The organism is Acinetobacter sp. YH12132 (assembly GCF_013418645.1).
Lineage (GTDB): Bacteria > Pseudomonadota > Gammaproteobacteria > Pseudomonadales > Moraxellaceae > Acinetobacter > Acinetobacter indicus.
Window position 1 is genome coordinate 23,148 of record NZ_VPBR01000006.1, and the last position, 13,003, is coordinate 36,150.

Annotated in this window: 17 protein-coding genes; 5 read left to right on the forward strand and 12 right to left on the reverse strand. The window is 50.0% G+C overall.

Going from position 1 to position 13,003, the window contains the following annotated elements; translation table 11 throughout:
* Positions 1–16 precede the first annotated feature (16 nt).
* Positions 17–700, reverse strand: coding sequence for a TetR family transcriptional regulator (locus FTU67_RS08295; protein ID WP_075175030.1), 684 nt, complete (start codon positions 698–700; stop codon positions 17–19).
* 208 nt (positions 701–908) lie between these two features.
* Between FTU67_RS08295 and rph the strand changes: the two genes are divergently transcribed.
* Positions 909–1,625, forward strand: a complete 717-nt coding sequence (gene rph / locus FTU67_RS08300) for a ribonuclease PH (protein WP_005180961.1) — start codon at positions 909–911, stop codon at positions 1,623–1,625.
* Positions 1,626–1,816: 191 nt separating this feature from the next.
* The gene (locus tag FTU67_RS14205) at positions 1,817–1,948 is read left to right on the forward strand and encodes a hypothetical protein (RefSeq protein ID WP_005180959.1); all 132 of its coding nucleotides are present in this window, start codon (positions 1,817–1,819) and stop codon (positions 1,946–1,948) included.
* A gap of 89 nt (positions 1,949–2,037) precedes the next feature.
* On the opposite strand, the gene nadC is transcribed toward FTU67_RS14205, so the two are convergent.
* A complete protein-coding gene (nadC, locus tag FTU67_RS08305) occupies positions 2,038–2,883 on the reverse strand; it encodes a carboxylating nicotinate-nucleotide diphosphorylase (RefSeq protein ID WP_104489818.1) in 846 nt (281 codons plus the stop codon).
* Positions 2,884–3,047: 164 nt separating this feature from the next.
* Here nadC and ampD point away from each other — a divergent pair, with 164 nt between their 5' ends.
* Both ampD and murJ read left to right on the forward strand, forming a co-directional pair.
* Positions 3,048–3,662 carry a 1,6-anhydro-N-acetylmuramyl-L-alanine amidase AmpD gene (gene ampD, locus FTU67_RS08310; RefSeq protein WP_016658689.1) on the forward strand — a complete coding sequence of 205 codons (615 nt, stop codon included), beginning with the start codon at positions 3,048–3,050 and terminating at the stop codon, positions 3,660–3,662.
* A 43-nt stretch (positions 3,663–3,705) separates the two neighbouring features.
* Positions 3,706–5,247 (forward strand): murein biosynthesis integral membrane protein MurJ, encoded by a 1,542-nt coding sequence (murJ, locus tag FTU67_RS08315; RefSeq protein WP_016658690.1) that lies wholly within the window; start codon positions 3,706–3,708, stop codon positions 5,245–5,247.
* A gap of 126 nt (positions 5,248–5,373) precedes the next feature.
* Here murJ and FTU67_RS08320 read toward each other — a convergent pair whose 3' ends face one another.
* The 10 genes from FTU67_RS08320 to FTU67_RS08365 all read right to left on the reverse strand — a co-directional run bounded on the left by FTU67_RS08320 (position 5,374) and on the right by FTU67_RS08365 (position 12,239).
* Positions 5,374–6,066, reverse strand: a complete 693-nt coding sequence (locus FTU67_RS08320; protein ID WP_075167944.1) for an FKBP-type peptidyl-prolyl cis-trans isomerase — start codon at positions 6,064–6,066, stop codon at positions 5,374–5,376.
* A 46-nt stretch (positions 6,067–6,112) separates the two neighbouring features.
* Positions 6,113–6,817 (reverse strand): FKBP-type peptidyl-prolyl cis-trans isomerase, encoded by a 705-nt coding sequence (locus FTU67_RS08325; protein WP_005180950.1) that lies wholly within the window; start codon positions 6,815–6,817, stop codon positions 6,113–6,115.
* A gap of 236 nt (positions 6,818–7,053) precedes the next feature.
* The gene (locus FTU67_RS08330; RefSeq protein ID WP_005180948.1) at positions 7,054–8,076 is read right to left on the reverse strand and encodes an NAD(P)-dependent alcohol dehydrogenase; all 1,023 of its coding nucleotides are present in this window, start codon (positions 8,074–8,076) and stop codon (positions 7,054–7,056) included.
* Positions 8,073–8,660 carry a DNA-3-methyladenine glycosylase I gene (locus tag FTU67_RS08335; protein WP_016658692.1) on the reverse strand — a complete coding sequence of 196 codons (588 nt, stop codon included), beginning with the start codon at positions 8,658–8,660 and terminating at the stop codon, positions 8,073–8,075. Before FTU67_RS08335 ends, FTU67_RS08330 begins: the two co-directional genes overlap by 4 nt.
* Before the next feature lie 21 nt (positions 8,661–8,681).
* Positions 8,682–8,927 carry a hypothetical protein gene (locus FTU67_RS08340; RefSeq protein ID WP_005180946.1) on the reverse strand — a complete coding sequence of 82 codons (246 nt, stop codon included), beginning with the start codon at positions 8,925–8,927 and terminating at the stop codon, positions 8,682–8,684.
* 19 nt (positions 8,928–8,946) lie between these two features.
* Entirely contained in the window at positions 8,947–9,486 is a 540-nt protein-coding gene (locus FTU67_RS08345; protein ID WP_005180945.1) for a M23 family metallopeptidase, read from the reverse strand.
* A 57-nt stretch (positions 9,487–9,543) separates the two neighbouring features.
* Positions 9,544–10,578 carry an A/G-specific adenine glycosylase gene (gene mutY, locus FTU67_RS08350; RefSeq protein ID WP_104470565.1) on the reverse strand — a complete coding sequence of 345 codons (1,035 nt, stop codon included), beginning with the start codon at positions 10,576–10,578 and terminating at the stop codon, positions 9,544–9,546.
* A gap of 111 nt (positions 10,579–10,689) precedes the next feature.
* On the reverse strand, positions 10,690–11,055 hold the full coding sequence (locus FTU67_RS08355; RefSeq protein WP_005180943.1) for an HIT family protein: 366 nt from the start codon (positions 11,053–11,055) through the stop codon (positions 10,690–10,692).
* Between the two features lie 60 nt (positions 11,056–11,115).
* Positions 11,116–11,853, reverse strand: coding sequence for a dienelactone hydrolase family protein (locus tag FTU67_RS08360; protein ID WP_104498363.1), 738 nt, complete (start codon positions 11,851–11,853; stop codon positions 11,116–11,118).
* Between the two features lie 227 nt (positions 11,854–12,080).
* Entirely contained in the window at positions 12,081–12,239 is a 159-nt protein-coding gene (locus FTU67_RS08365) for a DUF1328 domain-containing protein (RefSeq protein WP_005006601.1), read from the reverse strand.
* Positions 12,240–12,430: 191 nt separating this feature from the next.
* Between FTU67_RS08365 and FTU67_RS08370 the strand changes: the two genes are divergently transcribed.
* Positions 12,431–12,883 carry a YcgN family cysteine cluster protein gene (locus tag FTU67_RS08370; protein WP_016658695.1) on the forward strand — a complete coding sequence of 151 codons (453 nt, stop codon included), beginning with the start codon at positions 12,431–12,433 and terminating at the stop codon, positions 12,881–12,883.
* Positions 12,884–13,003: the final 120 nt, after the last annotated feature.

The window sequence follows — 13,003 nt, forward strand, 5'->3', positions numbered from 1 at the left end:
GTTAAAAACCCGCTGTTTAAAGCGGGTTTTTTAGTGCTGCGGTTTCATGCATTGTGATGTTTGGTCGCTCCCAATGGCTGATACCACGAAACAGCAATTGCACCTGGATAATGGTCTGCTCGGTAAACTGGTGCTGCTGCTGACTTAAAGCCTCGCCTTCAAACTGGCGACTGAGGCCGATCCAGCTCATGGCCCAGTTAAAGGACAGGTTAATTAAAATATTGGCCAGTACTTTAAAGTCTTCCGGATGTTCAAAATGCTGCACGCTTTCCACCCGTTTCAGGTCATTGGCAAAATCATCAATTAAAAACTCGATTTCCCGGGCAATGGCCTGACGCACCGTGGCCGAGCCGCCCCAACGCTCGGCAATTAAAAAAATCCATTGCTGCGGATGCTGATCCACTGCTTGAAAAAACAGTTCGACGCTGGTCCGGGTTTTGGCATTGGGCAGATATAAATAGGCCTGACCCAGCTGATGCAGAATGCTTTTTAAATGCAGCGCCACCTGATCGACCAGTTCTGCACCGAGTTCATCCATATCCTGAAAATGCCGGTAGAACGCCGTTGGCACCAGCCCGACATGGCGGGAAATCTCCCTTAAGCTGATGCTGCTAAAAGAGCGCTCGGCAGTACTTAAGGTCAGGGCCGCATCTAAAATGGCCTGACGACTTTGCTGCTTACGTTCTTCCCGAATCGACATGTCACATCCCTGATACTGTTTAAAAATTCATCTCTGTGGCTATTATAGAGCAGAATCGGCCCGGGCAGCAGCCATGCTGTTGGATTGGCTGTGCAGGGCCCGCTTTTCTGTGGCGAGATTGTGTAAAAGCCGACCCGGGGACAAAACCTGTGCGCTTGCATCTGCTATACTGGCCGACAATTTATTTGAGTCAAAATAAGGACAACTTATGCGTATCGACCAACGTACCCTAGATCAATTGCGTGATGTCAAAATTACCCGTAATTACACACGTTATGCGGAAGGTTCTGTCTTGGTTGAATTTGGTCATACCAAAGTGCTGTGTACTGCCAGTATTGATAACTCGGTACCGCGCTTTTTAAAAGGCAAAGGCCAGGGCTGGGTAACTGCAGAATATGGCATGTTGCCACGTTCTACCCATACGCGTAGTGACCGTGAAGCGGCACGGGGTAAACAGAGCGGCCGTACTCAGGAAATCCAGCGTTTAATTGGCCGCAGCCTGCGTGCCATGGTCGATCTGAAAAAACTTGGTGAAAATACCATTACCATTGACTGTGATGTAATTCAGGCCGATGGCGGTACCCGTACTGCCGCGATCACCGGTGCAGCGGTGGCGCTGGTCGATGCCATGAATGTACTGCTGGAAAGCAAAAAAATTAAACAGGACCCGTTAAAAGGTCTGGTCGCTGCTATTTCTGTGGGTATGTATCAGGACGAAGTATTGCTGGACCTGTGCTATGAAGAAGATTCAAACTGCCAGACTGACCTGAATGTAGTGATGACCCAGGCCGGTGAATTTATTGAAATTCAGGGCACTGCTGAAGATAAACCATTTACCCGTCTGCAATGTAATGCCATGCTGGAAATGGCCGAGCAGGGCATTCAGGAACTGATCAAAAAGCAGCAACAGGCCTTGGGCTGGTAAACACTGCAAGATCAGAACAATATATTTATAAAACGCATCTCCGGATGCGTTTTTTTGTGATTGAAGCAAACGTAACCAGCGGCTGTGCGCAGATTCATCTTCATAACAAAAACCAACATGCTGAAACCGAGCTTCATGGCTTACTAAAACTCGCAGTGATTTTTTAAAACAGCAAAAAAGAGGGATGTACCATGAAATACTTGATGATCTTACTGGCGATGGGCGCCTTTGGTTTAAGCGCGTGTGATACGGCCAATGACCGTGATGGTGATGGCACCATGCTGAATCAGGATCGTGATGGCGACGGCCGTGCAGATGATTAAAGTCTTGCGGCCATCGACTCACCCTAAATGAATAAAAAAGGTGCCTCATGAGGCACCTTTTTTCGTTATCGACAAATATCGAATTGCGATTAAGCATTAAAACGCATGGATAAATCGACCGCTTTGACATCTTTGGTCAGAGCGCCCATAGAAATATAATCGACACCAGTGCTGGCCACTTCACGCAGGTTGGCAATGGTGATATTGCCCGATGCTTCCAGTTTGCAGCGACCGGCCACATGCTTGACTGCATCAATCATCTGTTGCTGGCTAAAGTTATCCAGCATCACGATATCGGCCTGAGCGTCCAGAGCCTGATTCAGCTCATCCCAGGTTTCAACTTCTACTTCCACCGGTTTGCCCGGTGCAATTTGATGGGCTTTGGCAATGGCCTGGGCAATACCGCCAGCAGCCATAATATGGTTTTCTTTAATCAGGAAGGCATCAAACAGCCCCAGACGATGGTTTTGGCCGCCGCCTACAGTGACCGCATATTTTTGTGCAATACGCAGACCCGGCAAGGTTTTACGGGTATCCAGCAGTTTGGTGTGCAGGCCCTCGAGCTGTTTCACATATTCGGCGGTTTTGGTGGCCACGGCCGATAGGGTCTGGACAAAGTTAAGGGCAGGGCGCTCCACGGTCAATAAACTGCGCGCAGAACCGGCCAGCTTTAAAAAGGCTTCATTGGCCGCCACGCGATCACCATCCTGTTTCAGCCATTCAATCTGAACGCTTGGATCGTACTGCTGGATTAAGGCATTCACCCAAGGCTGACCGGCCAGCACCATGTCTTCACGGCTGATAATGGTGGCGGTGGCCTGTTCATCTTCCGGGGTAAGTAAAGCGGTAATATCTGCCTCGCCAATATCTTCCTGCAGGGCCTGCTGAATATTGATCTGGATAGATTGCTCCAATAAAGATTGTGGTATGCTCATTGCCTGTCCTTATCTCTTTACCCATGAAAATTGCGCGATATATTAGCACTGTTCGGCTGGCCCGATGCGCTTTTTCGCGGCTTTTTTGTCTGATTTGAGATTTTCAGCTGAAAGTTTTAGGATGGGCTAAATTTTTATACTGAAAAAAATATCAGGATCATTCTATGCAGCAGGCGGCTTCTTTTCAGGTCATCCAGGGACAGTTAAAAGGTGCGCGGCAGGTGCCTTCACCGAATTTTAACCAGCGTCCGCAGCAGACCGAAATTCAGCTGGTGGTGATTCACAATATCAGTTTGCCGCCATCACAGTTTGGCGGCGGTTATATCGAACAGTTTTTTCAAAACCGGCTGGACTGGTCGGCGCATCCTTACTTTCAGACCATTGAAGGGATGCAGGTCTCGGCGCATCTGCTGATTTTGCGTAGCGGCGAAGTGCTGCAATGTGTCAATTTCAATGACCGCGCCTGGCATGCCGGACGTTCCAGTTATCTGGCCAAGCCGGAATGTAATGATTATTCCATTGGTATTGAACTGGAAGGCAGTGATGATCTGCCCTTTGAAGCGATCCAGTATCAGGTACTGGCGGAAGTGGTGTCGGCCTTGCAGCAGGCCTATCCGAAAATCCAGCGTCATCTGGCTGGACATTCCGATATTGCCCCGGGGCGCAAGACCGATCCGGGACCTTATTTTGACTGGAGCCGGTTCCGGTCTTTACTGCGTGACTGCAACAGCAGGATAGAAGCAGCATCTTCATCAATTCATAACGAAACTTGTGCTTAGGTTTCTTTACAATAGCGGCTAAATTTTTATTTGGGTGGTTCCGATGGCGCTTTGGCGATCGACCTTTATTGTCAGTGCGATGACCATGCTGTCCCGGGTGTTGGGACTGGTGCGGGATATTGTGTTATTAAATGTGTTTGGTGCGGGAAAGGATTTCGATACCTTTGTGGTGGCCTTTCGTATCCCGAACTTTTTCAGGCGACTGTTTGCTGAAGGGGCATTTTCCCAGGCCTTTATTCCGGTTCTGACCGAATATAAAACCAGCCGCACCCATGCCGAAGTGCAGATTCTGATTAGCCGGGTGTTTGGCTGTCTGGCCTCGGTGATGAGCCTGCTGACACTGGCTGCCATGGTGGCGGCGCCGGCGGTGATGTACGTTTACGCACCAGGTTTCCATAGCGATCCGGAAAAATTTGCGCTGGCCACGGACATGTTCCGCCTGACCATTCCCTATTTGCTGTTTATGTCGCTGACCGCTTTTGCCAGCAGCATCTTAAACAGTTATGGCTCCTTTACCACGCCGGCCTTTGCACCGGTGCTACTAAATCTGGCCATGATTGCCGGAGCCCTGTGGCTAACGCCGTATATGGCCGAGCCGATTATGGCCTTGGGCTGGGCGGTGATTATTGCCGGAGCCTTGCAGCTGGCGATCCAGATTCCGGAATTATGGCGTAAAAAGCTGCTGATTCCGCCAAAAATCGACTTCAAGCATGAAGGCGTTGAGCGCATCATGAAGCTGATGCTGCCGGCCCTGTTTGGGGTATCGGTGACCCAGATTAACCTGTTGCTGAACACCATCTGGGCGTCATTTATGCAGGATGGTTCGGTATCGTGGCTGTACAGTGCCGAACGGATGACCGAGTTGCCGCTGGGCCTGATTGGGGTGGCAATTGGTACGGTGATTTTACCATCCTTGTCGGCGCGCCATGCCGAGCAGAATCAGGAAAAATTCCGTGGCATGATGGACTGGGCGGCGAAAATTATTGTGCTGGCTGGTGTGCCTGCCAGTATTGCACTGTTTATGCTGTCGACCCCAATTATTCAGGCCCTGTTCCAGCGCGGCCAGTTCACCTGGGAAGATACCCAGATGACGGCCTTGGCCCTGCAATGTATGAGTGCCGGGGTCATTGCCTTTATGCTGATTAAAGTTTTTGCTCCGGGCTTTTATGCCCAGCAGGATACCCGCACCCCGGTTCGGGTCGGTTTAATGGCGGTGGCAGCCAATGCCATTTTAAACGTGGTGTTTATTGGGCTGTTTAAACTGATTGACTGGGAAGCCGAGCACATGGCGCTGGCACTGGCATCTTCAGGTTCCGCGCTGGTCAATGCCGGTATGCTGTATTTCTATCTGCATAAACGCGATATTTTCCGTTTTGGTGGGCACTGGAAAAAACTGCTGTTCCAGTTTGGCACGGCCAATGCGGTGATGGTGGCTGCCTTATGGTACGCCTTGAGCTGGTATAACGGTGATGTATCGCAATGGATGCGTGTGCTGGAAGTACTACTGCTGTGTGTGGTGGGTGTGGCAGCTTATGCTCTTGGTCTGCTGGCCACTGGTTTTAGACCGCGTCATTTAAAACCTTAATTACTGAGAGCTGAACGCGAAAGATGTTCAGCTCCTATAAAAGAACCCTTTGAGCCGTTGAGTCTCAAAGGGTTTTTTTATGGGCTTTTATTGAAAGATGAGGCTGCATGAGCAGCACAAGCATCTTTATTTATTGATCACTTCCAGCAGTTCGACATCAAAAATCAGGGTGCTGTTCGGTTCAATCGCATCGCCAGAACCAATCTGGCCATAGCCCAGATTCGCTGGAATAAAGAAGCGGTATTTGGCTCCTTCACGCATCAGTTGCAGCCCTTCGGTCCAGCCCTGAATGACTTGTGTGACCTGAAATTCAGCCGGTTGCTGACGCGCCATCGAGCTATCAAACACGGTGCCATCAATCAGGCGGCCTTCATAATGCACGCGTACTTTGGAGCTGGCTTTCGGTTTTTTTCCGGAACCCGCTTGCAGAACCAGATATTGCAGCCCCGATGAAGTGACTTTCACCCCATCCTTACGCGAGTTTTCTGCCAGAAAGGCCTTGCCAATCATGTCATTGGCTTCAGCGCGCTGTTTCAGCTCAATCAGCTGTTTGGCTTCGGCCTGCTTTTTGAACTGGGTCAGAATACGGGCCATGTCTTCATCGCTCAGGCTGGCTTGCTGGCCCAGTGAGGCGGCTTTTAAACCCGCCACAAAGGCATCCAGATCCATACCTTTTAAGGTGTCGACATTGCTGCGCCCCATTAAATAACCAAAGCTGTAGCCCACCTGCTGTTCAGTGGAGCTTTTGGTGGTCACCGGTTGAGCCAGTGTGGCCGCGCTACACAGGGCGAGGCCGAGCAGGGTGATCGTTTTTTTCATATTATGGGTCCCTAAACAACGAAGGAGAGCCAGGCTCTCCTTGTTTTTATTTTACTTCAATCAGCTCAACATCAAAGATCAGGGTGCTGTTTGGTGGAATCATGCCCGGCACGCCCTGTTCGCCATAACCCAGTTGTGACGGGATATACAGCGTGGCTTTCGAGCCTTCTTTCATCAGTTGCAGACCTTCGGTCCAGCCTGGAATCACCTGGTTTAACGGGAACTCGATTGGTTCACCACGCTCAACCGAGCTGTCAAATACTTTGCCATCGACCAGTTTACCAGTGTAGTGTACTTTTACCACAGAGCTGGCCGTTGGCTGTTTGCCATTGCCTTGCTGGGTAATTTTATATTGCAGACCTGACGCGGTGGTTTGTACCCCTGCCTGTTTGGCATTTTCAGTCAGGAAGGCATCGCTGGCCGTTTGTGCCTGCTGGGCCTGATCAGCCTGTTTTTGTTGCAGTTCCTGCTGGAACTGTTCATAGGCCTTTTGTAATTCTTCTTCAGTATAGGCTGGCTGCTGACGCGCATGACCTTCACGGACACCAGTCACAAAGCTGTTAATGTCCAGCTCTGGTGGAGTTTGATGGGCAACTTCATAGCCTAATGCATAGCTGATTTTTTCAACTGCAGACGCATTTGCAGATGCTTTTGAGGATACAGTGGCAGGGTGTTGAGTTGCATAATAAACAGGAACAAGTGCAGCACCGCCTAAAATTACAGCAACAGCAATGGGTAAGGCTTTACTCATAGGTTTTCTCAAATCATTTTATCGTGTCAAAGCTGCTTTCATGTTAGCAGACTTTTTGAATCAAACCGCTGACATCAATCATTCGGTTTGGCTAATTAATATATGCGCATCGTTAAGCATATGCCATAACAGACTGAATATCTAACACATTTTTTATACAATCGGGGCCAGCCGCAGAGGCGGCCCAATTTATTCGTGAGTAATTGTATCTATTATAGATTTGGCTTCAAAGCAGATTAAAAATCTGCTTTCAGCACCACCCGGTAACGCGCCCGGCCAGCATGTAAATGTTCAATTGCCTCGTTAATCTGCGACATCGGGAACACTTCAACCTGCGGCGCCAGCTGTTTGCGGGCGGCAAATTTCAGTAACTGGCGCAAGGTCGATGGTGAACCGGTCGATGAACCTGTCACCGCTTTGCCACCACCAATTAACGCACCAGCCGAGACCTGTAACGGCTCTAAGGTCAGGCCCAGCATATGCAGCGTACCATTTGGTGCCAGGGCAGACAGATATACCGGCCAGTCCAGGCTAACATTCACCGTACTTAAAATCAGGTCAAACTTGCCGCGCTGGGCTTTCAGGGCAGCGCTGTCACGGCTATTCACCACATGATCGGCGCCCATGGCTTTTAACTCTGCGGTTTTCTCCAGGTTGGAACTGAAGGCCGTAATTTCACAGCCCCAAGCTTTGAGCAGTTTAATGGCAATATGCCCAAGGCCGCCAATTCCAATCACCCCGACATGATGCACCGCCTGAATCTGGTGCTTAATGATCGGATCAAATACGGTAATACCGCCACAGAGCAGCGGGCCGGCACTTTCCGCATCCAGATCATCCGGTAAGGGAATGACCCATTGCCAGCCGGCGCGGACCTTATCGGCAAAACCGCCGGCATGTCCGACAATGGTGGCGACACTATCGCCGGTACATTGCACCTGCCGGCCGGACAGGCACGGATCACAGTGCTGGCAGCTTTCTGCCGTCCAGCCAATGCCAACGCGCTGGCCCACAGATAATCCTTTGGCTTCACTTCCTAACTGGACAATGGTACCAATAATTTCATGCCCGGCCACCACCGGATAGACCGAAGAACGCCAGTCATTGTTAATCACCGATAAATCGGAATGGCACAGGCCACAATATTCCACCTGAACTTCGACCTGATGCGGCAACAGTTCGCCAGCATCAAACTGATATGGCACCAGCGCTTCGCCGGGTTGCATGGCGGCATAGGCACGAATGGTAGTGTTGCTCATGATGAGTGCTCCTCGGCTAAAGGGGGAAGAGATTTAAAGGCGCAGTGATCTTCATGGTCGTTGACCATGCCGACGGCCTGCATAAAGGCATAACAGATGGTGGGGCCAACAAATTGAAAGCCCTGCTTTTTTAAAGCTTTAGACAGTGCCACACTGGCTGCAGTATAGGTCGGGGCGCTGCGATAATCGGGCACGGTATGCTGCTCGGGCTGATGATCGACAAATTGCCACAGCCAGTCGACCAGATTGATACCTTGCTGCTGCAGCTGGAGCCAGGCCTGAGCATTGGTGCGGATGGCTGCGAGTTTGGCCGGATGCCGGATTAATCCGCGATCCTGTAATTTGTCCTGCAAGGCCTGATCAGACAACGCGGCAATATCGGCAATGGAATATTGAAAAAAATGCTGACGGTAACATTCGCGTTTTTTGAGCACGGTAATCCAGGCCAGACCGGCCTGCTGGCCTTCCAGACATAGCATTTCAAACAGCTGCGCTTCATCGTGAAGCGGGCGGCCCCATTCCTGGTCGTGGTAGGCGATATAGAGCGGATCTTCGGAGCACCAGCCGCAGCGTGTTCGATCCATAGATGATGCTCCTGTACGGGTTTAAAGCTGGAAATGAACCCATTGATCCTGACGGTTATCCCAGTAAGACAATTCCGCCTGAGGCAGATCGGCAAAGGCAATCCAGACATCCTTGCCGGATTTATCGGCATAGCCGGTGCTGATCAGAAGTGCATCTTCAGTAATTTCCATGATCCAGCCCTGATGACTCTGGCCGTTCAACATAATTTTCTGTTGATTCCCGGATTCGGCAAATTCGACCAGTCGATTGATCAATGCTTCTGACATGTACACTTCCTAAAGCAAACTAACGTAAATAGGGATAGGGATTGACTGCACCGCGACCTTTGCCATTTAAATACAGGCCATAATGCAGATGCGGCGCGGTATGGCGGGCGTTGCCGCTATTGCCGACATAGCCAATGAGATCGCCTTTCTTGACATAATCTCCGACCTTCAGGCCACGTTTATGCCGGTCCAGATGGGCATAATAATGCCAGCTGCCGCCCGGTCCCAGAATCCATACCACTTTACCACCCAAATTGTTATTGCGTAAGTCGGCAATGAGGCCTTCGGTGGCGCTGTACACCTTGCTGCCGCGTGGCGCTAGAATATCAATGCCTTCATGCAGGCGACCGCGACTGCGTGACGCGCCCCAGGTATCTTGCAAGTGCTGACGTTTGACGCCCTGTACCGGCACTGGCAAGCGGGTTTTAAGTGGCATGTGCTGCAGTTTTTTGACCATGGCCGGCGGTAGGGGCGCCGCAGGTTTTTTCGGTGCCGAGGTACAGGCTGCTAGCAGAATCAGACTGAAGAAAACACAGCAGAGTGAAATCGAGCGAAGCACAGCATCTCCCTGATGATTATTATGTCGATGGTATTCGAATTCCAGTCTTTGACTATGTCATAAATCGGCGGCCGAGATCAATTTTTTCATGGCGGTCGGCAGTCCACGTGCAGTAGCCTGTGCCGGCGTCATCCATTCGGCGTCCAGCTCAATCGCCAGATGTTCCTGCTGGTCCGGTTCGACCGGAATTACACTGGCATCCAGCAGCCAGGTAAAGTGGGTAAAGCTGTGTGAAATCTGCAGCTGCTGTTGTCGCTGTTTCAGACCCAGACGCTGACAGAGCGCCTGAAACTGCGCTGGATCATCAATAATCGGCAGGCACCATAATCCGCCCCAGAGGCCGCTATTCGGCCGCTGCTGCCATAGCCACTGGCCATCACTGTGTAAGAGCAATACCTGGGCCTGTCTTACGGGTACGGCTTTTTTCGGTTTTTTAAATGGTAATTCGGCTTCTAGGCCCTGCTGGTGGGCCTTGCAGTGCTGTTGCATTGGGCAGTACAGACATAAGGGTTTTTTCGGGGTACAGATGGTGGCACCGAGGTCCATAATCGCCTGGGTGTAGTCATGATTGCGCTCGGTCGGACACAGCTGTTCTGCCAGCTGCCACAAGGCCCGTTCATGTACCGGTTTGGACAGATCATCTTCAATGGCAAAAAAGCGCGCCAGCACCCGTTTGACGTTGCCATCCATAATTACGCCGTATTGTCTGAGACCCAAAGACATCAGTGCGCCTGCGGTCGAGCGGCCAATGCCAGGCAGGGCCATCCATTGTTCCAGATTTTCTGGGAAATGTCCTTGCTGGGCCACTATGCCAGCCGCTTTATGCAGATTACGTGCCCGCGCATAGTAACCGAGTCCGGCCCAGTATGGCGCCACTTCATCCCAGGAGGCACGGCCTAAGCTTTCCACATCGGGAAAACGCTGAATAAAGCGCTCGAAATATTGCAGCACGGTTTTGACCTGGGTCTGCTGCAGCATGATTTCCGATACCCAGACTTTATACGGGTTATCGGCCACCTGCCAGGGCAGGTCATGGCGACCGTGTACATCAAACCAGGAAAGCAGGGCATGGGAAAAAGAAAAGGCAGACATGAGAACCGGAACTGTTAAGCAGTCGCCTAGTATACCCAAATCTTGCCGATGCAGCAGGCAATAAAAAAGGTGATGCCGCGGCATCACCTTCTGTTTTGGTAGCGGCAAGGCTTAGATGCTGCCGCTCATCCCCCAGCGTTGGTCCAGCTTGAGGATTTGACCTTCATAGCGCGGAATAATGTGGATATGCAAATGCTGCGATGGGCTGCCAAACACATCGCCATCGTTAAAGCCGACATGAAAGCCCGCCGGTTGATGGCGCAGCTGTAATTCATTCCGCGCCAGTTCCAGCAGCGACATCAGGCTTTTACGTTCTTTGTCGGTAACATCAAAAAAAGAACTGACATGACGTAGAGGGATAATGACACAGTGGCCTTTAGACAATGCGTTCGGTTCAGGTAGAATCACGCCATAATCATTTTTGGCAATGACATCATATTCATCAAAGTTGCAATATGGGCAGTCTTGTTCGGTCATTCTTCTATCCTCTATTCAAATTCATTAATCTTTTTCAATATATATGGCCTCATGCCAGAATCAGGCCAAACGGCGTTGTAATAATTGGTACATGGCATCCAGGCTTTGCTGTTCTGCTATCGGGCTATAGCCGAGGTCGACGCCATTGGCTTTGGCACGTTCATCGGCCAGCGGGTTACTAAAGCCGTGCTTGGCATCTTCAAATACAATCACTTCATGTTCTACCTGGGCAGCGTGCATTTCTTCACGGAAGCTGGCCACATCATCCAGCGTTACCATGCTGTCCAGTTCACCATGCAGCACCAGAATTTCTGCCTGTACCTTGCCTTCCTGCGCTGGTTCTCTGGCCGCCAGAATGGCATGGAAAGTCGCAACGGCTTGCAGGTTGGCGCCTGAACGGGCCAAATCCAGCACCACTTTGCCGCCATAACAGAAGCCAATGGCTGCCAGTTTAGCCTGATTTACTTCCGGTTGGGCAGCTAAAGTGTCCAAAGCCGCAGACGCACGAGTCACAATTGTATTCGGGTCTTCAAAGGTCTGGCTCATCCATTCATTGGCCTGGGCAGCCGTGGTGGTATTTTTCTTGTCGCCATACATATCAATGGCCAGGGCGGCATAACCATGTTCTGCCAGTTCGCGGGTACGCTGTTCAATATATTCATTTCGGCCCCACCATTCCGGTGCCACAATCACACCCGCGACTGGTGCATCGGTTTCGGGTGCAGCAAAATAACCGACCAACTGGCTACCATCTGCCGCCGTATACTGAATTTCGCGAGTTTTGATTGCTAAAGTCATGCGTCCAATCCTTGTGTTTTTTGAAATAATTCGATTAAAACATAAAAATGAGACAGCGGTTTGAAAAACATTTCAATGCGCCTAAACAAATGTGAGAAAATATTTTTAAGTTATTTTTCAAAGAATAATAAAGAATAATAGGTCTGTATCTGCTGTCGGTCTAAACACAGGCATAAAAAAAGAAGGATTTGCATCCTTCTTTTTTGTGAGGGTCAGGGTATAAGAAACTATACCTTGCCGCGGGACAGGAAGCCGACAATTGCCAGAATAACAGCAATAACCAGCAGAATGACCGCGAAATCTTTAGATAAACCAGCGACACCACCGAAACCGAGTAGACTGGCAATAAGTGCGATTACAGCGAAGATAATGGCCCAACGAAACATAATTTTTCTCCATGTGTTTTTATACTTCTTGATCAAGTATAGGGGCAAGTCGCTGATTTGATTGTTTTGCTTTTGTTTATTAAGTGTTCAACTATTTATTTAAGTCTATGATTCTATTGTATCTATGACATAGCACATGCTTTTGTAGAAGACTGTTATAATAGACCGGTTATTTTGTAGTGTTGTGCATCATGTCTGATCAGCTTCGTCCCCAATTCTGGAAAAATTATCCGTTAACAGCCTTAACCCAGGCAGAATGGGAAGCGCTGTGTGATGGCTGCGGCTTATGTTGCCTAGTTAAACTGGAAGATGAAGACAGTCATGAAGTCGCTTACACCAAAGTGGCCTGCAAGCTGCTGGATTGTACGACTGCCCGCTGTTCGGACTATCCGAACCGGCAGCAACAGGTGCCGGACTGTATTCAGCTGACGCCGGAAAAGCTGGACAGTATTCACTGGCTACCGCCAAGCTGTGCCTATCGCCGTTTAAAAGAAGGTAAAAACCTGCCGTCCTGGCATTATTTAAATACCGGTTCACGTCAGAGCGTGATTCGCGCCAAAAAATCGGCCGCTGGCCGCTGTATTTCTGAAACGGAAGTCAATGAAGAAGAAATAGAAGACTATATTGTGCGCTGGGTACGTTAAGTTTTTAGGCCGTCTGTATCTTTAAGAGCAAAATTGGCGATTTAAACCTGATAAAACAACTGCCTACATTTAGACTCAGTTTGCCGCAGCAAGCGCTAAAAAATCGGCTATTGAAATACT

What these genes read in the sequence shown, in the direction of transcription:
- FTU67_RS08295 (WP_075175030.1), bottom strand. Translation starts at nt 700, where the DNA reads ATGTCGATTCGGGAAGAACGTAAGCAGCAAAGTCGTCAGGCCATTTTA.
- rph (WP_005180961.1), top strand. Translation starts at nt 909, where the DNA reads ATGCGTATCGACCAACGTACCCTAGATCAATTGCGTGATGTCAAAATT.
- FTU67_RS14205 (WP_005180959.1), top strand. Translation starts at nt 1,817, where the DNA reads ATGAAATACTTGATGATCTTACTGGCGATGGGCGCCTTTGGTTTAAGC.
- nadC (WP_104489818.1), bottom strand. Translation starts at nt 2,883, where the DNA reads ATGAGCATACCACAATCTTTATTGGAGCAATCTATCCAGATCAATATT.
- ampD (WP_016658689.1), top strand. Translation starts at nt 3,048, where the DNA reads ATGCAGCAGGCGGCTTCTTTTCAGGTCATCCAGGGACAGTTAAAAGGT.
- murJ (WP_016658690.1), top strand. Translation starts at nt 3,706, where the DNA reads ATGGCGCTTTGGCGATCGACCTTTATTGTCAGTGCGATGACCATGCTG.
- FTU67_RS08320 (WP_075167944.1), bottom strand. Translation starts at nt 6,066, where the DNA reads ATGAAAAAAACGATCACCCTGCTCGGCCTCGCCCTGTGTAGCGCGGCC.
- FTU67_RS08325 (WP_005180950.1), bottom strand. Translation starts at nt 6,817, where the DNA reads ATGAGTAAAGCCTTACCCATTGCTGTTGCTGTAATTTTAGGCGGTGCT.
- FTU67_RS08330 (WP_005180948.1), bottom strand. Translation starts at nt 8,076, where the DNA reads ATGAGCAACACTACCATTCGTGCCTATGCCGCCATGCAACCCGGCGAA.
- FTU67_RS08335 (WP_016658692.1), bottom strand. Translation starts at nt 8,660, where the DNA reads ATGGATCGAACACGCTGCGGCTGGTGCTCCGAAGATCCGCTCTATATC.
- FTU67_RS08340 (WP_005180946.1), bottom strand. Translation starts at nt 8,927, where the DNA reads ATGTCAGAAGCATTGATCAATCGACTGGTCGAATTTGCCGAATCCGGG.
- mutY (WP_104470565.1), bottom strand. Translation starts at nt 10,578, where the DNA reads ATGTCTGCCTTTTCTTTTTCCCATGCCCTGCTTTCCTGGTTTGATGTA.
- FTU67_RS08355 (WP_005180943.1), bottom strand. Translation starts at nt 11,055, where the DNA reads ATGACCGAACAAGACTGCCCATATTGCAACTTTGATGAATATGATGTC.
- FTU67_RS08360 (WP_104498363.1), bottom strand. Translation starts at nt 11,853, where the DNA reads ATGACTTTAGCAATCAAAACTCGCGAAATTCAGTATACGGCGGCAGAT.
- FTU67_RS08365 (WP_005006601.1), bottom strand. Translation starts at nt 12,239, where the DNA reads ATGTTTCGTTGGGCCATTATCTTCGCTGTAATCGCACTTATTGCCAGT.
- FTU67_RS08370 (WP_016658695.1), top strand. Translation starts at nt 12,431, where the DNA reads ATGTCTGATCAGCTTCGTCCCCAATTCTGGAAAAATTATCCGTTAACA.